Origin of the sequence: Kitasatospora sp. NPDC048407, from assembly GCF_043200475.1 — a bacterium.
GTDB lineage: Bacteria > Actinomycetota > Actinomycetes > Streptomycetales > Streptomycetaceae > Kitasatospora.
Window position 1 is genome coordinate 203,696 of sequence record NZ_JBICXW010000008.1, and the last position, 22,249, is coordinate 225,944.

Annotated in this window: 7 protein-coding genes; 3 read left to right on the forward strand and 4 right to left on the reverse strand. The window is 72.1% G+C overall.

Going from position 1 to position 22,249, the window contains the following annotated elements:
• Nucleotides 1–12 precede the first annotated feature (12 nt).
• From ACGFWJ_RS17930 to ACGFWJ_RS17945, 4 genes are read right to left on the reverse strand one after another with little or no spacing between them, the layout of a single operon-like run.
• Complete coding sequence (locus ACGFWJ_RS17930; RefSeq protein WP_392950566.1) at nucleotides 13–1,647, reverse strand: phytoene desaturase family protein; 1,635 nt, start codon at nucleotides 1,645–1,647, stop codon at nucleotides 13–15.
• 20 nt (nucleotides 1,648–1,667) lie between these two features.
• Nucleotides 1,668–3,302: a phytoene desaturase family protein gene (locus ACGFWJ_RS17935; RefSeq protein ID WP_392950434.1), complete on the reverse strand. Its 1,635-nt coding sequence runs from the start codon at nucleotides 3,300–3,302 to the stop codon at nucleotides 1,668–1,670.
• On the reverse strand, nucleotides 3,289–12,564 hold the full coding sequence (locus ACGFWJ_RS17940) for an amino acid adenylation domain-containing protein (RefSeq protein ID WP_392950437.1): 9,276 nt from the start codon (nucleotides 12,562–12,564) through the stop codon (nucleotides 3,289–3,291). The genes ACGFWJ_RS17935 and ACGFWJ_RS17940 overlap by 14 nt, the downstream gene beginning before the upstream one ends.
• 45 nt (nucleotides 12,565–12,609) lie before the next feature.
• Nucleotides 12,610–13,506, reverse strand: a complete 897-nt coding sequence (locus ACGFWJ_RS17945; RefSeq protein ID WP_392950568.1) for a sterol desaturase family protein — start codon at nucleotides 13,504–13,506, stop codon at nucleotides 12,610–12,612.
• Nucleotides 13,507–13,661: 155 nt separating this feature from the next.
• Here ACGFWJ_RS17945 and ACGFWJ_RS17950 point away from each other — a divergent pair, with 155 nt between their 5' ends.
• The 3 genes from ACGFWJ_RS17950 (at nucleotide 13,662) to ACGFWJ_RS17960 (ending at nucleotide 22,206) form a co-directional block, all read left to right on the forward strand.
• The gene (locus ACGFWJ_RS17950; protein ID WP_392950439.1) at nucleotides 13,662–14,816 is read left to right on the forward strand and encodes a cytochrome P450; all 1,155 of its coding nucleotides are present in this window, start codon (nucleotides 13,662–13,664) and stop codon (nucleotides 14,814–14,816) included.
• A 141-nt stretch (nucleotides 14,817–14,957) separates the two neighbouring features.
• On the forward strand, nucleotides 14,958–17,519 hold the full coding sequence (locus ACGFWJ_RS17955) for a hypothetical protein (protein ID WP_392950442.1): 2,562 nt from the start codon (nucleotides 14,958–14,960) through the stop codon (nucleotides 17,517–17,519).
• Nucleotides 17,512–22,206, forward strand: coding sequence for a DUF6603 domain-containing protein (locus tag ACGFWJ_RS17960; RefSeq protein WP_392950444.1), 4,695 nt, complete (start codon nucleotides 17,512–17,514; stop codon nucleotides 22,204–22,206). The genes ACGFWJ_RS17955 and ACGFWJ_RS17960 overlap by 8 nt, the downstream gene beginning before the upstream one ends.
• The last annotated feature ends 43 nt before the right edge of the window (nucleotides 22,207–22,249 follow it).

A 22,249-nucleotide genomic window follows, 5' to 3' on the forward strand; every position in this document is an offset into this window, starting at 1 on the left:
CGACTCAACGACTCAACGGCCGACGGGGATGACGACATGGGTGGGCAGGGGTGCGCTGCGGTCGATCTCGGCGCGGAACGGCACGCCGTCGTCGCGGCAGACGAACTGCATGACGTGGCGTCCGGCGGCGGCGGCGCGGATCAGGCCGCCGGTGGTCGCCCAGACGCCGGAGAGGTAGAAGTTCCGCAGCCCGGGCAGTACGGGGCCGTTGCGCTTCATCTCGGTCTCCAGCGTCTCGCCGCTGGTCACGAACGGCTGCCAGCCGAGCACGGTGCCGTCGTAGTTGCCGGTGTAGCGGACCTGGGTGAGCGGGGTGGAGACGTCCTTGACCGCGACGGCGGCCTTCAGGCCGGGGTGGCGCTGGTCGAGGAAGTCCACGATGGTGTCCCGGACTTGGCGCTTGGCGGTCTGGTAGGCCTTGCCGCGCCCGGTGGGCAGGGTGTGCAACTCCTCGCCGCGGCGCACCCGGCTGGCCTGCTCGGGGCCGGTGCTGAGGGCCCGCCAGGGGGCGATGTCGCAGAAGTAGCTGGCGTAGACGACGGTCGAGTCGGGGGGCGACAGTTCGGGGTAGTGCCGGCTGCGGAACTGGACGTTGATGCTGGGGTGACGGATGCCGGTCAGCGCGTCGGCCCGGTCCTGGTCCAGCAGGTACGTGGCGCACGGATCGCCCTCGGGGAAGGGGCGGCGCAGGCCGAGGAAGACGGTGACGTAGCCGGGGAAGACCATGCCGGGCTGGGTGATGGTGCTGGTGTACAACTCCCGGTAGGTGTCGCCGAGATAGCGGCCCTTGAGGAGGTCCATCAGGGTGGTGCGGCCGTCGGCGGCGGAGACCACGATGTCGGCGAGCAGTTCGCGCCCGTCGCTGAGCCGGACGCCGATCGCCCGGTCGTCCTCGACCAGCACCTCGGTCACCTTGGCGTTGTAGTGGATCTCGCCGCCGAGCCGCAGGTAGCGCTGTTCGATCGAGCGGGCCAGCCCGAGCGAGCCGCCCTCGGGGACGCCGGCCGAGAGGTTGGCGTGGCTGGCCAGCTGGAAGTAGAACGGCAGCACCGGGAAGGCGGGGTGGCGTTCGTACAGGATGTAGTTGAACGCCTCGCGCAGCAGCGGGTGCCGGAACCGCGCCGAGTAGTCCGTCATCAGGGTGCCGATGGAGCGCCGGACGACATTGAAGTAGGGCAGGAAGCCGGCCAGCATCCGCCAGCGCTCCACCGTCCCCATCAGGCCGACCGGCTTGAGGAACGGGTAACTCGCCAGACAGGCACGGAACTTGCGCAGCCCGGCGCAGAACTCCCGGATCGGGCGGGCGTCCTGGGGCGAGATGCCCAGCAGGTGGGCCTCGAGCCGGTCCGGGTCGGAGTAGAAGTAGACCTCGCCGTGTTCGGTGCGGACGATGTTGAAGACGTCGAAGTGCCGCATCTGCTTGCCCTGGAGGGCGCCGAGTTCGAGCCAGATCTGGTGCATCTCGTTGCCCGGCCCGCAGCCGAGCAGCCAGCTGATGCAGCAGTCGAAGGTGAAGTCGCCGCGGTCCCAGGCGGTGCAGCAGCCGCCGGGCAGTTCGTGCATCTCCACGACGGTGCTGCGGTAGCCGTTCATCTGTGCGTAGCAGGCGGTCGACAGTCCGCCCAGGCCGCCGCCGATGACGATCATGGTCTCTCTGCGTGGTTCCGTCATGCCGACGCGCTCCAGCGGGCGAGTTGGGGCAGGTGTCCGAGCTTGCCGGGGTGCCAGGGGTCCTGGTTGTCGCTCTCCCAGGCCCGGAACTCCAGGCCGAGTTCCTCGCAGAGGTACTGGACGGCGAACCGGCCGCTGGACGCCGCGCGGATCAGGCCGCCGAGGCTGGCCCAGTGGCCGGCCATGGAGAAGCCGCTCAGTCCGGGCAGGCGCATCCGGTCCCGGTTGATCAGCTTGGTCACCAGGTCGTCGGCCCCGGAGAACGCCTTCCAGGCGAGGATGCTGCCGAAGCTGTTGCCGGTGTACCGCTCCATGGTGGCGGGCGAGGCGACCTCGATCAGGTCGATGCGCTCGCCGATCCCCGGGTACCGCCGCTCCAGGAAGCCCCGGACCACGTCGGCGGCCCGCTGCTTCTCCGCCCGGTACGCCCGGCGGTCCCGGCCGCGCAGCGACTTCCAGTGGTGGTAGTCGCTGAAGTAGGTGCAGTGGATCACCGACTTGCCGGGCGGGGCGAAGCCGTCCGAGTAGTGCGAGCGCTGCTGCACCACCAGGCCGCGCTGGAGGGCGCCGGGCAGTTCGGCGGCCTGTTCGGCGGGGAGCAGGTAGGTGGTGCAGTGCGGGCCGCCGGCGTCGAGTTCGCCGTCGATGCCGAGGAAGACCGAGACCACGGCCGGGAACAGCGTGCCCGGCTCGTGCAGCACGTCCTGGTAGAGCCGGTCGATCCGCGGCCCGGTCCAACGGCCTTCCAGCAGACGGTAGATGGCGGTCTGTCCGTCGCAGGCCGCGACCACGTGGTCGGCGTAGTGCCGTTCGCCGCCGCGGAGTTCCACGCCGACCGCGCGCCCGTCCTCGACCAGGATGCGTTCGACCCGGGCGCGGTAGGCGATCTCGCCGCCGAGCGAGGTGTAGCGGTGCTCGACCGACCGTGCCAGGCCCAGCGAACCCCCTTGCGGGAAACCGGCGTTGAGGTTGCGCGCGGCGGCCATGCTGTACAGGTAGGGCAGCAGCGGGAAGCCGTCCGGGTCCTGGAACAGGATGTTGCGGAACGCCTGGCGCAGCAGCGGGTCCTGGAAGCGGTCGGCGAAGGTGTTGAGCGGGGTCGCCGCCGTCCGCCACAGCAGCCGGAACGAGGGCAGTACCTTCCGCAGGGTGGCGAGCTTCTCGCGGGGCGTCTGGAGGGCGGACGGTTTGAGGAAGGGGTGCAGGTCGAGCGCGGCGAACCGCCTGAGGTCCCGGCAGAACGCCCGGATCGGGCGGGCGTCGGCGGGGGAGAGGTCGAGCAGGTGGCGCTCCAGCCGGTCCGGGTCGTTGTAGAAGCTCACCGCCCGGCCGTGCTCGTCGACCACCCGGTTGAACAGGTCGAAGTTGGTGACGCTCTTCCCGTCGAGGGCGCCGAGTTCCCGCCAGACGCGGTTGGCGTCGTTGCCCGGGGCGGTGCCGATCAGCCAGTCGATGCAGTAGTCGAACAGGTAGCCCTTGCGGGACCAGGCGGTGCAGCAGCCGCCCGGCAGGACGTGCTTCTCGAAGATCTGGGTCCGCATCCCGCTCATCCGGGCGTAGCAGCCGGTGGCCAGCCCGCCGAGCCCGGCGCCGATGACGATCACCCGGGGTCCGTCGTCACCCTGCGGCACCGGTCGCCCCTCCCGTGAGGATGCCGCGCGTCAGTTCCGCGTTGCGGGCGGCGAAGTCCTGGTCGAGCATTTCGGCGTGGCTGCCGAAGCCGCGGAACACGGTGGTCCGGGTGGTCGAACTGCCGTGCCAGGTACCCTGGTTGCCCGCCGCGTAGAACGGGACCTTCTCCTGGTCCGAGATCACGCTGATCAGCGAGCGGACGGCGCCGAGGTTCGGTGTGCGGGCGCAGAAGTGCAGGTACTCCCGGGCCTGGCTGAGCGTCTCCTCGGCGACCAGGTCCGATCCGGTGTGCCGGCGCAGGTGTTCGCGCAGTTCGCGCTCGAAGGCGTCGAGGTGCTCGGCTTCGAGGGTGAAGGAGTCGGTGATCCGGTAGGAGTCCACGATGAGCACGTGCGGCACCTCGTGGGAGCGGCGTTCCAGTTCCTTGGCCACCTCGAAGGCGAGGTTGCCGCCGAGCGAGTAGCCGAGCAGCGTGTACGGGCCCTGTTCCCGGAAGGACTCGATCAGGTCGGCGTAGCGAGCGATCTTGTCCTCGCCGGTCAGGTAGTTGAACGCGACGAACTGGTACTCCGTCAGGTGCGCGGCGAGCTGCCGGTACACCAGGCCGTGCCCGCCGGCGGGTGGGAAGCAGAACACCGTTCCGTTCTCGTCGCCGGGGTTGAAGCGCAGGTACGGCTGGGCGCCGGCGATCCGGCCGGTGATGACGTGCTCCAGGGTCCGGGCCATGCCGCGCAGCGTGGTGGACTCGAACAGCAGGCTGACGGGGATGGAGACGTTGAACTCGGTCCGCAGGTGGTGGATCAGTTCGATCAGCTTGATCGAACTGCCGCCCGCCTCGAAGAAGTCGTGCTGAAGACCGACCCGTTCCACGCCCAGCAGGGACGTCCAGTGCGCGGCCATCCGTACCTCGAACAGCGTGGTCGGCGGCTCGGGTTCGCCGTCGCCCGGGTCGAATCGGGGGGACGGCAGCGCGGCGGTGTCGACCTTGCCGTTCGGGGTGAGCGGCAGGGCGGGCAGCTCGGTGAGGTGCGAGGGCGTCATGTACGCGGGCAGCCGGTCGGCGAGTTGGCGACGCAGCTCGCGCTGGTCGGGCCGCGCGCCGGGCTCGGGGACGTAGTAGGCGCACAGCACGCCGCCGCCGTCGTCGACCTGGCGCACCGTCACGGCGCAGGCGGCGATGCCGGGCAGAGCGGCCAGCTGGGTCTCGATCTCGCCGGGTTCGATGCGGTGGCCGCGCACCTTGACCTGGTTGTCGGCCCGTCCGAGCAGCCGTACGGTGCCGTCGGCGGCCCAGTGCGCCAGGTCGCCGGTCCGGTACAGCCGGACCGGGCGGCCGCCCGGGGAGCGCACGGTGAAGCGTTCGGCGGTCTGCTCCGGGTCGCCGACGTAGCCGTCCGCGACGCCCGCGCCGCCGACCCAGAGTTCGCCCGCCACCCCGGGCGGCACGGGCTCGCCGTGCTCGTCCAGGACGTAGAGCGCGCTGTTCGGGAACGGCCGCCCGATCGGCACCATCCGGCCCGGTTCGACGCCGTCCGTCGGGCCCTCGAACCAGGCGCTGTCGATGGTCGCCTCGGTCAGCCCGTAGGAGTTGACCAGCCGGGTGCCGGGGCCGCACAGCGCGTGCAGGCGCCGGTGCTCCTCGACCTTCCAGGCGTCCGAGCCGACGATCAGCAGCCGCATGAAGTCCAGCCGGTGGCCCTCGCGTTCGCAGTGCGCCAGCAGGCCGCGCGCCACCGCCGGGACGAACTCGGCGCAGTCGACGCGCTCCTGCACCATCGTCCGGTACAGCCGGGCGGTGTCGAACAGCAGGTCGCGGTCGACCAGCACCAGGTGGCCGCCCGAGCACAGGGCGCGCACCAGGTCGCCGGTGAAGACGTCGAAGGACTGGGCGGCCATCTGGAGGTGCACCCGGACGTCGCTGTCCAGCCGGTACTCGGCGCGCCAACCGGCGTACACCGAGGCCAGGTTGCGGTGGCTGACCCGGACCGCCTTGGGGCGGCCGGTGCTGCCGGAGGTGTAGATGACGTACGCGGGGGCGTCCAGGGCGACGGCCTCGGGGGCCGGGCCCTCGGACGCCGCGTCCAGTTCGTCGAGGGTCAGCACCCGCGGGGCGAGGCCGGCCAGTTCGGGGCGGTCGCGGTCGGTGAGCAGCAGGACGGCGTCGGCGTTGGACGTCATGTAGGTGAGCCGGTCCACCGGGTGCCCGGGGTCCAGCGGTAGGTAGGCGCCGCCGGCCCGGAGCACGGCCAGCAGGGCGACGATCTGCTCCGGCGACTTGTCGAGGCACAGGGCCACCACCGAGCCGTCCCGGACGCCGAGTTGACGCAGCTGCCCGGCGGCCCGGCGGCTGCGGCGGTCGAGCTCGCCGTAGTCGAGCCGCCGGACGGTGCCGTCCGGTGCCGGGAGGGTCACGGCGAGGGCCTCGGGCCGCTCGGCGGCGGCCCGGGCGATCAGCTCGTGCACCGGCAGCTCGGCGGGCTCGGTGCGCCCCGCGCCGCTCCACCGGTCGAGCAGCCGCTCCCGCTCGGCGGCGTCGAGCAGCGGCAACCGGTCGGCGGGCTGCTCGGCGGACGACCGGGTGAGCGCGTCCAGCAGGTTGCGGTAGTGCCCGGCCATCCGTTCCATCGTCGTGGGCTCGAACAGGTCGGTGTTGTACTTGAACACGCAGTGGTAGCAGCCGTCCGCCCGGTCCTGGTAGGCGGACAGTGTGATGTCGAACTGCCCTTCCTCCTCCGGGAGTTCGATGTAGTCCAGGTGGTAGCCGTACTTGTCGGTGGCCACCTTGTGGGTGAGCAGGATGAACATCGCCTGGAAGACCGCCGAGCGGCTCGGGTCGCGCTGCAGCCCGAGCTGCTCGACCAGCAGCACGAACGGGTACTCCTGGTTGTCCAGGCCGCCCAGCACGGTCTCCCGGACCCGGCCCAGCAGCTCGGCCACCGACGGCCGGTCGGCCAGATTCACGTGCAGCGGAAGCGGGTTGACGAAGTACCCGTAGACCGAGCCGAACTCCTCGCGGGTGCGGCCGGTGACCGGACTGCCCACGATGATGTCGTCCTGCCCGGAGTACCGGTGCAGCAGCAGGTAGTACGCGCTGAGCAGCACCATGAACACCGTGACGTCGTGCTCGCGGGCCAACTCCTGCACGCGGGCGCTGAGCTCCTCGTCCAGCCGGAAGAACTCGGACGCCCCGTTGTGGGTCTGCACGGACGGGCGGGGCTTGTCGGTGGGCAGGCCCAGCACCGGCGTCTCGGCCGGCAGGTGGGAGCGCCAGTAGTCCAGCATCGGCTTGGCGTCCGGCCCCGCGAGCAGGCGGTTCTGCCAGTTGAGGAAGTCCAGGTAGCGCGCGGACACCGGCGGCAGCTCGACCCGGCGACCATGGCGCTGCCCCTCGTAGAGGGTGAACAGCTCGTCGATGAAGGTGAAGGTCGAGATCGCGTCCGAGACGATGTGGTGGACGGCCTTCATCAGCACCCAGCGGTCCGGGCCGCGCTTGAACAGCCGCAGCCGCACCAGCGGGTCCCGTTCGAGGTCGTACGGCTTGCGGTACTCCTGGACGATCATCCCGTGGATCTCGTCCCACTCCTGGCCTTGGACGTCGAACAGGCCGGTGTCCGGACGGGCCTCGGGGGAGATCAGCTGGACGGCCCGGCCGTCCTCCAGCACGAAGTTGGCCCGCAGGGCCGGGTGCCGCTCCAGCAGCACCCGGAAGGCGTCGAACATCAGCTCCGGGTCGAGCTCGGTGCGGATCTCCACCGCGCCGCCGATGTTGTACGCGAAGGCGTCCGGGTTGAGGTGCTTGAGGAACCACAGGGCCTTCTGGTTGTGCGTCAGCGGATACCGGTGCTCGTCGGTGTGCACCTCCACCTCGGCCTCCGGCGCGGGTCCGTCGGTCGCCGCCTTCTCCAGCAGTCCGGTGTACAGCCGCTCGACCAGCTCGTCGAAGGGATCGCCGCTCAGCAGCGTCACCACCGGCAGGGCGACGCCCAGTTCGGCTTGGGTGCGGGCGCGCAGCTCCATCGCCAGCAGCGAATCCAGACCGAGGCTGTTCAGGCCCGCCGCCGGGTCGATCCGCTCCGGGTTCGCCCGCAGCACGTGCGCCACCAGCTCGGTGAACCGCTCCGTCACCAGCTGGCGCCGCACCCCGGCATCGGCGGCCCGGAAAGCGGCCGGGAAACCCCCGGCCGGGGCGGCCTGCGGGACGTCGGCGGCGGCCGCCAGCTCGGCGACCAGAGCGGGCGGTGTGGCGTACCAGGCCTGGAACACCGGCCAGTCGACGACCGTGGCGACCAGCAGCTGCGCCCGGTCCTGCCCGATGACCCGCTCCAGCACCGCCATGCCCGCCGCCGGGGGCAGCGAACTCATCCCGCGCGCCTCGCGGTAGTGGCTCACCAGGCCCAGTTCCTCGATCATGCCCGTCGCCCACGGACCCCAGTCGATGCTCAGCGCGGGCAGGCCGCGGGCCCGGCGGTGGTGGGCCAGCGCGTCCAGGAAGGCGTTGCCCGCCGCGTAGTTGGTCTGCCCGGCGGTGGTCAGCACCGAGGCGATGGAGGCGAACAGTACGAAGTGGTCCAGCGGTTCCTCGCGCAGGTGCCGGTGCAGGATGTGCGCGCCGACCACCTTCGGCTCCCACGCGGCGTCGAACACCTCCCGGTCCAGCTCGGGCACCAGCGCGTCCCTGACCTGCCCCGCGAGGTGGAACACGCCCCGTACGGGCGGGAGTTGACGGCGCCGGTAGTCCGCCAGCCAGTCGGCCAGCGCCGCCTCGTCGGTCACGTCCAGCGGAACCGGCACGGGGTGCGCCCCCAGCGCCTCCAACTCCCGCAGGAACGCGACCCGTTGACCCGCCGCACTCGCCGGGTCCAGCTCCGACCACTGCTCGCGCGCGGGCAGTGCCGTCCGGCCGACCAGGATCAGCCGCCGCGCGCCGCGCCGGACCAGCGTCCGGCACAGCAGCCGCCCGAGCGCGCCGAACGCGCCCGTCACCAGGTAGGAGCCGTCGGCGCGCAGCCGCAGCGGCAGCGGCCGGGTGAGCCCGGCGGGCCGGCTCAGGCGGCAGGTGGCGCGCCGCTCGCCGCGCAGCGCGATCTCCTCCGCGTCCGCCACCGCCAGCTCCCGCAGCAGCGCCGCCGCCTCTTCGTGCGGCTCGGCCACCGCCCCCAGGTCGATCAACTTGCCGCGCTGCGCGACGAGTTCCTGCTGCCACAGCACCCGCCCGATGCCCCAGGCGGGCGCGCCCAGTGGCTCCACCGGCTCGCCCTCGACCACCGCTTGGGTGCCCCGGGTGACGATGTGCAGCCGCCCGCCGGGCCGGGCGGACGGCAATACCTGGGCGAGCGCGATCAGCGACCAGCCGCCGAGGGTGCCGCAGTCCGCCAACTGCTCCCGGCCGACGGCGTCGAGCGACGGCAGGTCCAGGTTCCACAGGTGCAGCACGGTGTCGAAGCTGTCGTCGAGGTCCTCGAACAACCGGCGCAGGTCGGCGGCGGAGTCGGGCCGGACGGTCGAACCGCCGTCGCTGTAAAGGTAGTTGTCGCCCGGCCGGACCAGGTGGCAGGCGCCCCCGCGCTCGCGGACCTGCGCGGCGAGCTCCTCGGCGAGACCGGCGGCGTCGGCCAGCACCACCAGCCGCTCCGGGGCCGGCGCGTCGGCGTCCGCCAACGGCTGGTCGATCCAGACCGGTTCGGCCAGCCAGCCGTCGATCGCGGCCAGACCCGCGGAGGCCGAGGCGCCCTCGACGCCGGCCGCGCGGAAGCCGGTGACCCGGCCGAGCAGGTCGCCGTCCTCGGCGTACAGCGTGAGGTCGCCGATCAGCTCGTCCCCGCTCTCCCGGGTGACGGTCGCGTGCACCCAGAACGGCCGGTCGCCGACCCGGTCGAGGCTGACCTCCGCGATGGACAGCGGGAGCCGGATGCCGCTCACCGGGCTTTCCTCGCCGAGGAGTTGAGGCGTCAGCAGGGCCTGGAAGCAGGCGTCGAGCAGGGTCGGGTGGACGTGCGCGGCGTCGGCGTCCGCCGGGCGCGGCTCGGCCGGGCAGATCCGCGCCAGGGCCTCCCCGGGGCCGATCCAGACCTCCTCGATGCGCTGGAACGCCGGGCCGTAGCCGTAGCCCAGTTCGGCGAGCTCCCGGTAGCAGCCGGCCCGGTCGAGCCGCCGGGCGGAGCGTTCCCGAATTGCGGGCAGGTCCGGCGCGGCGGCGGGCCCGCGGCGCTGATCGGTGCGGACCACACCGGCGGCGTGGATGGTGCGCTCGGCGCCGACCGAGGCGACGGAGAAGCTCACCCCGTCGGAGTCGAAGCCCAGTTGGACGGTCGGCGGCAGCGACTCGGAGAGGAACAGCGCCTTGGGCAGTTCGATGTCCGCCAGCACCGCCCGGTCGGCGCCGGTCAGCACCCGTACCGCCTGCGCGGCCATCTCCAGATAGCCGGCGGCCGGGAACACCGCGGCGTCCTCGATCCGGTGGTCGGCCAGGTACGGCAGCCGCTCCAGGTCGAGCTGGACCTCCCAGGTCGGCCGGACGTTCGCGGTGCGGCGGCCCAGCAGCGGGTGGTCGAGCCGCCCGAGCCGGATCTGCTCGACCGGCTCCGGCTCCACCCAGTACCTGTCCCGCTTCCACGGGTAGCCCGGCAGTGGCACCGGGCGGCCGCCGGGGTGCAGTGCCTCCCAGTCCAACTCGACGCCCAGGTTGTGCAGTTCGGCCAGCGAGCGGGCGATGCGTTCCGGCTCGTCCTCCTCCCGGCGGATCGACGGCACCGTCCAGCCCGCCGCCTCCCGGCCGTCCAGGCACTCGCGGATCGCGTGGCCGAGGACGGGGTGCGGGCCGATCTCCAGGAACAGCTGGTGGCCGTCGTCGACCAGCAGGTCCACGGCGGAGCGGAACCGCACCGGCTCGCGGACGTTCTGCCACCAGTAATCGGCCTCCAGCTCGGTGCCGTGGGCGCGCCCCTCGCGGGCCGTCAGGTACAGCGGGACTTCGGCTTGGCGCGGTTTCAAGTCGGCGAGCGCGGCCAGCAGTTCATCCCGGATCGGGTCCATCCGCACGCTGTGGTACGGCACTTGGACCGGCAGGAAGCGGGCGAAGACCTGCTCCCGCTCCAGCTCGGCGGCCAGCTGCTTCAGGGCGTCCAGGTCTCCGGAGAGGGTGACGGAGGACGGGCTGTTGACGGCGGCCACCGACACCAGGTCCTGGCAGGGCCGGATCCGGCGGGCGGCCTCCACCTCGGTCAGGCCGACGGCGAGCATCCCGCCCGTCCCGGCCAGGCGGTGCTGGAGCCGGCTGCGGTGCAGCATCACCGCGACGGCGTCGGCGAGTTCGTGGACGCCGGCCTCGTGGAACGCGGCGGCCTCACCGGTGGAGTGCCCGACGATCGCGTCCGGGCGCACCCCGTAGCTGCGCCACAGCGCGGCCAGGCCGAGCTGCACGGCGAAGTTGGCGGGCTGGGCGAGCCAGGTCTCGGCCATCCTCGACTCGGCCTCGCCGCGCGCGAGTTCGTCCAGCAGCGACCAGCCGGCCTGCCGGCGGATCTCGGCGTCGCATCGTTCGACCGTCTCGCGGTACACCGGCTCGCTCTCGAACAGGCCGCGGCCCATGCCCCACCACTGCGGGCCCATCCCGGTGAACACCCACACCAGCCGCCGCTGCGCGCGCTCCAGCCGCCGGCCGGTCAGCACCCGGGGGTGCGGCTCGCCCTGCTGGTGGGCGGCGAGCGCCTCGTCCAGCGACGCCGCGGACTCCGGCCGGTACACCACCGACAGGCGGTGCTCGTGGTGCTCGCGGCGCCGGGCCAGGGTGTGGCCGAGGTCGGCGAGGGCCACCGGCGGGCCGTCCGCGCCGGCGAGCTCCTGCCGGATCCCGGCGGCCAGTTCGGGCAGGCCTGCCTCGTCCCGGGCGCTCAGCGGCAGGACGGTCCAGCTGGGCACCCGTGCGGGCGGGGCGGGCGCCTCGCGCACCGGCGCCTCCTCCAGCAGCACATGGGCGTTGGTGCCGCCGAAGCCGAACGAGTTCACGCCCGCCCGGGCCGGGCCCTCGTGCGCGGGCCAGTCCACCGCCCGGGTCGGGACCTCGAAGGGCAGCGCGGCCCAGTCGATCGCGTCGGTGGGCCGCTCCAGGTTGATGTGCGGCGGAATCCGACGGTGCTTCAGCGCCAGCACCGTCTTCACCAGCCCGGCGATGCCGGCCGCCGCCTCGGTGTGCCCGATGTTGGTCTTCACCGAGCCGACGTAGCACCGCGCGCCCGGCGCACGGCCGTCGGCGAGGACCCGTCCCAGCGCCTGGGCCTCGATCGGGTCGCCGACCGGGGTGGAGGTGCCGTGCGCCTCCACGTACTGCAGGCTGCCCGGCGCGATGCCCGCCTCCGCACAGACCCGGCGGACCAGGGTGACCTGGGCATCGGCGTTGGGCACCGTGATGCCGTCGGTGCGGCCGTCCTGGTTGACGCCGCTGCCGAGCACCACCGCGTGGATCGGGTCGCCGTCGCGCAGCGCGTCCGCCAGGCGTTTGAGCGCCACCACGCCGACGCCCTCGGCCCGGACGTAGCCGTCGGCCGTCGCGTCGAAGGCGCGCGAGCGGCCCTCGGCGGACAGGAAGCCGCCCTTGGTCTCGGCGATGGTGTACTGCGGCGCCAGGTGCAGCAACGTGCCGCCGGCCAGGGCGAGATCGGTCTCGCCGCGCAGCAGGCTCTGGCGGGCCAGGTGCAGCGCCACCAGCGAGGAGCTGCACGCGGTGTCGATCGAGACGCTGGGGCCGCGGAAGTCGAAGCAGTGCGAGATGCGGTTCGACACCATCGTCATCATGGTGCCCGTCGCGGTGTGCGCGGCCAGGGTGTCGAAGGCGAGGTCGGCGAACTGCAGGATCTTGTAGTCGAGGGTGAACGCGCCGACGTAGACGCCGACTTCGCGTCCGGCGAGCAGGCTCGGCAGCTGTCCGCCGTCCTCCAGCGCCTCCCAGGCCACCTCCAGCAGCTTCCGCTGCTGCGGGTCCATGTGGTGGGCCTCGCGCGGGCTGATGCCGAAGAACTCCGGGTCGAACTCGTCGACGCCGTCGATATATCCGCCGCGCCCGGCGATCAGCCGGCCGGGCTTGGCGCGGTCCCTGCTGGCCAGGGTGGTGGTGTCGTAGCGGTCGGCCGGGGTCGGGACGATGCAGTCCCGGCCCTCGATCAGGTTGCGCCAGAAGCTCCGGTGGTCGCGGACGCCGCCGGGAAACCGACAGCCGATGCCGATGATCGCGATCCGGTCCTGGGGTTGGTCGGTCGAGTCCGTCATGGTCCAATCCGTGTCTCGTGGCGCCCCGGCAAGGGACGGGTGGGGTCAGTTGGAAGGTCCGGTGGTGGCGTCGGGGGCGGGGCGCCAGGGGTGCAGCAGGCTGGCGAGGACGCTGGTGGTGGGCGGGAAACTCGCCGGGTCGTGCAGTCCGACCGCCACCGGCCGGCGCCCCGGCCGCCAGGTGAAACTGCCGAACAGGTGGTCCCAGATCGCGAGGTCCGCGCCGAAGTGCCCGGACTCGGCCAACACGGTGCTGTGGTGCAGCCGGTGCTGTTCCGGACTGCCGAACACGTGGTTCAGCCGGCCGATTCGGACATCGATGTTCGCGTGCACGAAATAGCCCTGGGCGACGACGAACAGCGAGGTGCAGAAAACCGATTCCCGGGAGAAACCGAGCCAGGCCAGCGCGAGTTGCACCAACGCCTGCCCGAGCAGGACGTCGAGCAGATGATTGACGCCGTTGTTGGTGACGTTCACCTTGTCCAGCGCGTGATGGACGCCGTGCAGCCGCCACAGCCACGGCTGGTGGTGCGACCACCGGTGAAAGAGGTATTTCGCCAGTGAACCGGTGAGCAGGGCGAGCGGGATCTCCACCCGGAGCGGAAGCGTCGGATGCGGCGGCGCCAGCCGGGCGACCAGCGCCGCGACCAGCAGTTGGCCGAGTGCCCCGCCCACCATCGTCAGAACGAAGTAGACGGCGTAGCAGCGGAGTTCACGCCCGCCCGGGTGCCAGTCCCGCCGGTAGGGGATGAGTCGCTCGAGGGCCCAGAGGTAACCGATGGTGCCGACCTGGAACGCGGCGAGGACGCGGCCGATGTCCCAGTGCTGGTGGAGAGTTGCCACGGCACAGGCGGGCACGGTGAACAGCAGGGCGGGATAGGCGGCGTAGCGAAGAACGGTGCGAAATTCGGCCGTCTGACCAAAGGATCTTTCCTGGTTCAACGGCCCTCCAGATGAATCGTCACCGAACTGAACGGGATTCGATGCTAACCGCAGGGCGAGCGGTCGACGCGGAACCGACGTGGCACGGCTTAAGAAAATCTGACGATCCATCAGCTAGCGTAATCGGAAAATCCCGCCGCCCGCGTGGAGGTGCCATGCCCGCCCAACTTTCGCCGCTGCACGCCCTGGACCTACCCGAGTCGGCCCCGCCGCGGTCGGCCACCCTGCGGGACGGCTCGGCGGCCTGGGTGGTGACCAGGTACCACGAGGTGCGGCAGGTGCTGACCGATCCGCGGTTCGTCCGCGACCTGGAGCCCGGGGGTGGCGGCGCGCTCAACGTGTCCACCGATCCGGCGTCGCTCTACAACCAGAACGGATCCGGCCACCAGCGCCTGCGGCGCACCGCGCAGGGCGCGTTCACGGTCCGGGCCGTCGCCCAGTGGCGGCCCTGGGTGGAGGCGGAGGTCGGGCGGTTGCTGGACGACCTGGTGGCGGCCGGACCGCCGGGCGATCTGGTCGCCGGTCTCACCTCCGTCCTGCCGTTCGCGGTGGCGGAGCGACTGATGGGCCTGGAGGGCCTGGAGCCCGGACGGCTGCGGCGGTGGGCCGCCTGCCTGACCGTCGAGGACGCCGAAGCGGGGGGTGAACTGGCGTCGGATCAGCGGGAGTTCGCGCAATTCGCGGCCGCGCTGCTGGCCGAGCGACGGCGCCGGCCGGGCGAGGACCTGGCGAGCCGCCTGGTACAGGCCGCCGACCAGGCCGGCGGGATCCCCGAGGGACAGTTGACGTACCTGCTCGGCGGCCTGGCGGCCAGCGGCAGCGACAGCGTCGCGGGAGTCCTCGCCAACGCGCTGCTGTACCTGCTGGGTGGGCGGCTCGGCAGCTGGCCGCAGCTCGCGGAGGAGGAGCGGGCGCGGACGGCCACCGAGTGGTTGCTGCATCACATCCAGCTGGGTGACGACGAGTTCACCACCCGTCGGGCGGTGGAGGCCGTCGAAGTCGGCGGCGTGCGGATCCCGGCCGGATCGACGGTCGCGGTCTGCCTCGGCAGCGCCAACCGGGACCCGGCGGTCTTCCCGGACGGCATGGCGGGCGACCTTTTCGCGCCGCTGCCGGCACCCACCCTGGCGTTCGGCGCGGGCCCGCACCACTGCCTGGGCACCTGGCTGGCGCGGACCCAGCTCCAGGTGGTCCTGCAACGGCTCGCCACTCGGCTCCCCGGCCTGCGCCTGGCCGAGCCGGGCGCGGCCGTCGAGTGGCGCCTGGGCGGCACCACCCGCAGCCCGCGCAGCCTTCGGGCGGAATGGTGATCGGGCTCAACTCCCTTGTGTGGTACATGATCTGACGATCGGTGGGGCGAATGACCTCTTTCGAGGCATTGACGCCGTGTTCGTGCCGAATTTCCCGGCGCCGGTCAGTACGGTTGCGAAGCATTGGACAGGAGGTCCTCCGTGGCCCAGCCGCCCGACCCCACCCCCGATCTGCTGCTGTTCCCGCACAGTGACCTGCACATGGCGCTGACCGGAACGCCGCCGCTCACCCTCTCGCTGGCCACCCGCCAGGTGGCGGTGCCGGCGACGAACGGATTCACCATCACCCCGGTCCTGCCGCGTCAGTGCACGGTCGACTTCTTCGCGCCTTTCAACGACAAGGGCCACCGGTTCGACGGGGTGCCGGTGTACGACAACACCACCGGCGTGGTCACGGCCACCACCCCCGGGGTCTTCCTGTTCCAGGCCCAGGCCGGCGGCCAGTACATCGTCGGCCGGCTCCAGGTGCACAAGTCGGTGGTCGGCTGGTGGTTCGGCAACGACTCGATCACCACCGCCCTCGACACCACCGTGGCGCACGCCCAGCCGTCGCTGTACGCGAAGTTCAGCGACGACCCCGGCACCGGGACGGACCTGATCGGCGACATCACCGGCCACGGGTACGTCCAGCTGGTGCCGGCCGACGCCCGGCAGCTCGCCGTGTCGCCCACCGGCCGCCTGCGGGGCGTGCTGCCCACCCAGCCCGGCACCCCCTGGGTGCTGTCCGGGCTGTTCCCCGGCCTGGGCGGTGCGCAACTGCTGAACGTGTGGGTGGTCGACTACGCCGCCGACCACGCGGTGACCCGGGAGATGGGCGGCGACGACCTGACGACCCTGGCCGACAAGCACAACGTGCTGTTCCTCGCCGAGGGGTTCCGCGACCAGGACCGACCGAAGTTCGACCAGATCGTCACCCGGGCCATCCACGAGATGTTCGAGAAGCCCGCGCACGAGCCGTACGGCATGCTGAACAAGAGCTTCAACGTCTTCAAGGCCTTCACCGCCTCCCAGCAGCACACCGTCACCTGCGGATTCCGGGTCGCCGCCGGCGAGGAGCGGATCGACGCCGGCCAGGCGAGGGGCATCGGCTTCCCGATCCCGACCAACCAGATCGGCGGAGGCAACCTCTACAGCCTGGAGGAGCTGGTTCACCTGGTCGGGTTGCCGATGCGCGGCGACCAGCGGACCAACCTGGTGGCGACCTGGCAGGCCCAGGACCTCGTCATCGAGCCGGCCAAGATCAATGACGACCTGATCAAGGCCTGGAAGGCGCACCAGTCGGTCGGGATCCTGCACGCCCGCGACACCTTCTTCGGCGTCCGCCTCGGCCCCCGGCCCGGCGACCGGTTCTCGGGCTTCGGCCCGGTGGTCAGGCCCGCCGCCGACACGGTCGGGGACCAAGGGGTCAAGGACTTCGTCGCCCGGGTGTACGAGTTCTACCGGAACAGGCCGACCCGGAACCTGACCCTGGACGTCCGCCGGCACCCGCCCGAGCTGTACATGAGCCCCTCGGAAATCAACGTGGCCAACACGCTGCTCCGCTTCGTCGGCAGCCTGAAGGTCACCGGCTCGACGGTCCCGGTCGGCGCCGTGTGGCAGCCCGACGACCAGCACTTCCAGCCCAGCCGGGGCCTGATCGCGCTGATCGTCAACGACGGCGTGGACGGCGGCACCAACTTCAACGTCCGGACGGTGACCGCCCAGACGGTCAACACCATCCAGGGGGTCTCGTACGTCTACGCCAACGCCACCGACAAGCGGGAACTGCGCCGCGACCCGCCCGGCGAGACCGAGGTGAACTTCGCCGGAGTCATCGACACCGTCGCACACGAGTTCGGCCACAGCTTCAACCTGCTCGACGAGTACGAGGAGTTCCGCGGCGACGGCGGGCCCGACGAGGAGCAACCCGTCGACCTGGCAGGGGACAACGTGTCCAGGCTCGGATTCCTGCGGGTCGCCCCGGCCCCGGACCGGCGCATCGACCCGGCCAAGGTGAAGTGGTTCCAGCTGCCCCGGATCAGCTCCGCCGCCGTCCTGCTGGCCGACTCGGTGAACGTGACCAGCCCCGTCCAGGGCCTCAAACTCACCATCGGCACCCGGAACATCGCCGAGTGGCAGCAGGTCAAGACGCAGCTGTCCGAGGTGCGGGTGCGCAACTTCGGCATCGCGCCGGGCGGCCAGCAGCTCCCGCTGGACACCACGCCCGCCCACTACCTGGAAGGGCTGATCGTCGGCCAGGTACTGCCGGGGGAGGGCGCGATCATCCTCACCAGGGCGGGCAGCGCCCCGTTCCCGACCTTCGTGAAGGGCTCGATCGCCTTCGTCCCGCTGAAGGACAAGCTGCACCAGCCGCTCCAGGTGGTGGAACCGGAGGTGCTCAGGTTCCTCCAGACCAGCCAGAGCCCGCTCAACCAGGACCCGAACCACGCGGACACCAACCCCAAGGAGGACACCCCGGTCGACATCCCGGACTTCAGCCCGCCCTGCAAGGGAGCCAGGACGATCGGGATCTTCGAAGGCGGCGACCGCTTCGCGGGCGCCCACTACCGGCCCACCGGCCGCTGCAAGATGCGCGAGGGCGAGACCGACTTCTGCCACGTCTGCGCCTGGCTGATCGTCAACCGGGTCGACCCCACCTTCCACGCGCTCCTCGACCGGAAGTTCTACCCGGAGTCCAAGGCGGAGAAGAAGAAGCATGAGTGAGCCGGGCACCTTCGAACGGATCCTGGCGGAGATCGGCCAGGCACTGCTGCCGCTGCGCGACGGGCTGGCCACCCCCGCCGCGTTCACCGCGCTGCTGCGCCGCCTCGGCTGGACGGTGACGGCGATCCCGCAGCCCTTCGTCGACCTCCGGGGCGCCGTCGAGACGCTGTACGACAGCCTGCACTCGCTGCTCGGCGACGGCGGGCTGAACGTCGACGGCACGGTCGGCGACGGCGGGGCCGCCGCGGCGGCGTCGTTCTCACCGGACGACGTCAAGCGGGCCCTCGGCGCCGTGCAGGCGCTCATCAAGGGCATCCAGGCGATCGCCAACGCGCCGGCCTCGGCGATCCCCGACACGTTGCGCGCGGACGGGTTCCTCACGCTCTTCCCCGGCCAGCTGATCGACTTCCTGATCGTCACCTACCTGCAGCGCTACCACCCCAACCTGGGCTTCGCGCTGCGCGGCCTCGGCGTGGTGAAGGCCGGCTACGCCCCGCCCACCGGGAACCGGCCGCCGTACCAGCACCTCGCCCTGGACCTCGGCGACCTGCCGCGGACGCTCGCCGACCCGGCTCAGGTGCTGAAGGACGCCTTCGGCTGGGGCACCGCCGCGTTCGACCAGCCGGAGGTGCTCAACCAGCTCGACAACCTGCTGCGGAGCATCGGCGCCAACGTCAAGGGCGAGCGGGTGGTGCCGTCCACGGCGCTGGCCGTCCAGGGTGCGACGCCGGACCCGTTCGGGCCGCGGACCAGGGCGCTGGCCGCCGTGCTGTTCCAGCGCGTCCAGCCCTCGGCCGAGATGACCGCCGCGATCCGGCTGCTGCCGCTGCCCGCCACCGCCGACGGCGCCCCGCCCGGGCTGGCGCTGCTGCCCTCGTTCACCGGGATGCAGGGCTTCCGGTTCGAGCTCGGGCCGGACATCGCCGTCACCATCCGCGGCGACCTCGACCTGCAGGGCGGCGTCGCGCTGCTGGTGCGCCCCGGCCGGGGCATCGACATGGTGCTCGGGTTCGAGTCGTCCTCCGCGCCGGTGCACGCCAAGGGCTCCATCGACGTCCAAGTGGACCGGTTCGGGCCGACCGACCAGCCGCGGGTGCTGTTCGGCCAGGCCGACGGGACGCGGCTGCAACTGAGCCGGATCAGCGGCGGGGGCGGGGTGCGGCTGGTCGGCGACGCCGTCGACTTCTTCGCCGAATTCGACCTGGAGGGGCTGGAGTTCGTCCTCTCCCCGGCCGGCGCGGACGGCTTCATCGGCTCCGTGCTGCCCGCTGGCGGGTTCACCCTCGGCACCGACCTCACCGTCGGACTCTCCTACCGGCAGGGCTTCTACTTCCGCGGCACCTCCAACCTGGAGATCCAGCTCCCCGCGCACCTGGAACTCGGCCCACTGGAGATCCAGGGCCTCACCATCTCCGTCGCACCCGGGCCGGACGGGCTGCCGATCGGCCTCGGCGCGTCCTTCCGAGCTGGGCTCGGCCCCGTCACGGCCGTGGTGGAGCAGGTCGGCCTCACCGCCAATGTGGCGTTCCGCTCCGGCGGCGACGGCAACCTCGGCCCCGTCGACCTCACCTTCGGCTTCAAACCGCCCAAGGGCGTGGGCCTCTCGGTGGACGCGGGGGCGGTCAAGGGCGGCGGGTTCCTGGCCTTCGACCCGGACCACGGCGAGTACGCGGGCGCCCTCGACCTGGACTTCGCCGGACTGGTCGAGCTCAAGGCGATCGGCCTGATCAGCACCCGGATGCCCGACGGCAGCAACGGCTTCTCGCTGCTGATCGTGATCACCACCGACTTCGGCTCCACCGGCATCCAACTCGGCTACGGATTCACGCTGTTGGCGGTCGGCGGCCTGATCGGCCTGAACCGGTCGATGAACCTGCAGGCGCTGGCGGAAGGCGTCCGGACCGGCTCGGTCGAATCGGTGATGTTCCCCAAGGACGTCATCGCCAACGCCCCCCGGATCCTCTCCGACCTGCGCACGTTCTTCCCGCCCGAGCAGGGCCGGTTCCTGATCGGGCCGATGGCCAAGATCGGCTGGGGGACGCCCACCCTGGTCAGCGTCTCGCTCGGCGTGGTCATCGAGATCCCGCCCGGGGACATCGCCATCCTCGGCGTGCTGAAGTGCCTGCTGCCCAGCGAGGACCTGCCGCTGCTGGCACTCCAGGTGAACTTCGTGGGCGCGCTGGAGGTCGACAAGTCGAGGCTCTGGTTCTTCGCCGAACTGTTCGACTCGCACGTGCTGACGATGACCATCGACGGTGGGATGGGCCTGCTGGTCGCCTGGGGCGACGCACCGGACTTCGTGCTCACCGTCGGCGGGTTCCACCCGTCCTTCAAGCCGCCGCCGCTGCCGTTCCCGGTGCCCAAGCGGCTCTCCGTGGACATCCTCAACCGGCCCGGCCAACTGATCCGGGTGTCCGGCTACTTCGCCGTCACCAGCAACACCGTGCAGTTCGGTGCTGCGGCCGAACTCCGGCTCGGCTTCGGCGGGTTCCGTATCGAGGGCCACCTCTCCTTCGACGCGCTGTTCCGCTTCTCGCCGTTCGCGTTCACCATCCAGATCTCCGCCGGCGTCACCCTGAAGGCCTTCGGCGTCGGCGTCTTCGGCATCGACCTGAACTTCGCCCTCGAGGGCCCCGCGCCCTGGCGGGCGCACGGCCGCGGCTCCATCTCGCTGCTGTTCTTCGAGATCTCCGCCGACTTCGACATCACCTGGGGCGAGGAACACAACACCACCCTGCCCCCGGTGGCCGTACTCCCGCTGCTGGCAGGGGAGTTCGGAAAGATCGAGGGCTGGCAGACCCAGCTGCCCACCGGCGGCTTCAACCCGCTGGTCACCCTCCGGCAGCTGCCCCCCACCGACCAGCTGGTGCTGCACCCGCTCGGCACCCTGTTCGTCCGCCAGCGGGCCGTCCCGCTGGACGTCCGGCTGGACCGGATCGGCGCCCAACGGCCCAGCGACGGACGGCGGTTCGGCATCGCACCCGCGCCCGACAGCGGCCTCGCCAGGGTCTCCGTCACCGGCGACAGGTTCGCGATGGCCCAGTTCCAGGACCTGGACGACGCCGCCAAACTCTCCCGCCCCGCGTACGAGAGCCAGGACGCCGGACTGGAACTGACCGCGGCCGCCGGCACCCTGCTGGCGCCTCGGGTGGTGCGCCGCAGCGCCCGGTACGAGCTGCACATCATCGACAGCGGCGCGCCCGCGACGGCCGCCGCCGCCCGCCGGGTCGTCCCGATGGCGGCCCGATCCGCCGTCGCCGCGCCGAAGCGCTTCCAGAACGTCAGCCCCGCGATCTTCGGCCAGCTGCTCCAGGGCAGCAGCACCAGCCGCTCGCCGATCTCGCAGCGGGAGTCGCAGCTGCGGCAGCCGTTCGCGCCCGACCAGACGGTGCAGCTCACCGACCGGCGGTTCGTGGTCGCGAACATCCGCAACAACGTCCAGGCGCACCCGCCGGCCGGCGGCACCGGCGGGACCTTCCGCAGCCGGGCCACCGCCGAGGACGCGCTCGCCGACTGGATCGGCCTCGATGGTGCTCTTGCAAACCAGCTGCACGTCATTCCCGAGGAGGAGTCCGTCGGCTCGCCCGCCGTGTCGGGCGCCTGGACGGCCGTCGGCCCGCTGCCGGTGCCCGCGCGGGAGATCGAGGCGGTCCGGCTGGCCAACGGCAAGGCGCTGGTGGCCGGGGGAGCGGACGCCAGTGGGGCGGCGCTGGGGTCGGTGGCGCTGTTCGATCCGGTCGCCGGTACCTGGACGGCTGCGGCCGGCCTGGCCACCGCCCGCTCCGGGCACAGCACGAGCCGGCTCGGCGACGGCCGGGTGGTCGTCGTGGGCGGCCTCGGCGCCGGCGGTGCTGTCCTTGCCTCGGCGGAGGTCTACGACCCGGCGCCGGGCACCTGGGCGTCCACCGCCGCGCTCGGCACCGCCCGCCACGGGCACGCCGCCACCGCGCTGGGCGACGGCCGGGTGCTGGTCACCGGCGGCACCGACACCGATGGCCGGGCGCTGGCCACCGTCGAACTGCTCGACCCCGCCACCCTCACCTGGTCCGCCACCGGCCCGGCGATGACCGACGCCCGCACCGGACACCGGGCCGTCCTGCTGAAGGGCGGCAAGGTCCTGGTGGTCGGCGGGGCGCTGCCGACCGGCGGGCCGGACGCCGCGCTCGCCCACTGCGAGCTGTACGACCCCGTCGCCGCCACCTGGACGCCGACCGGCAGCCTGCTCACCGCCCGCAAGGGACACCAGGCCACGCTGCTCGCCGACGGCCGCGTCCTGGTCACCGGCGGCGACGCGGTGGCCGGTCCGTCCGGGTACGACCCGCGCAGCCTCGCCACCGCCGAGATCTGGGACCCGGCCACCGGCGCCTGGACCGCCCTCGGCCCCCTGCCGGGCGGCGGCCGCCGCGGACACCGCTGCCTGGCGCTGCGCTCCGGCCTGGTGCTGCTGGTCGGCGGTACGGGCGGGCCGGGGTTCGAGACGGGCTTCCGGCACGTCGCCGTCCTCGACCCCGCCGCCGGCAGCTGGACGACCACCGGGGCGCTCGGCACCGGCCGCTACGGCTTCGCGGTGGTGGAACTGACGGACGGCCGGGTGCTGGTGGCGGGCGGGACCGCCTCGGCCGGCGCGGCGGCTCCCGGACCGGATCCGGTCGAGTTGGCCGTCGCCGTCGAGGCGTACGTGCCCTGATGACGTGACCCGCCTTCGGGCGGACCCGTTTGCCGCCGCCGAG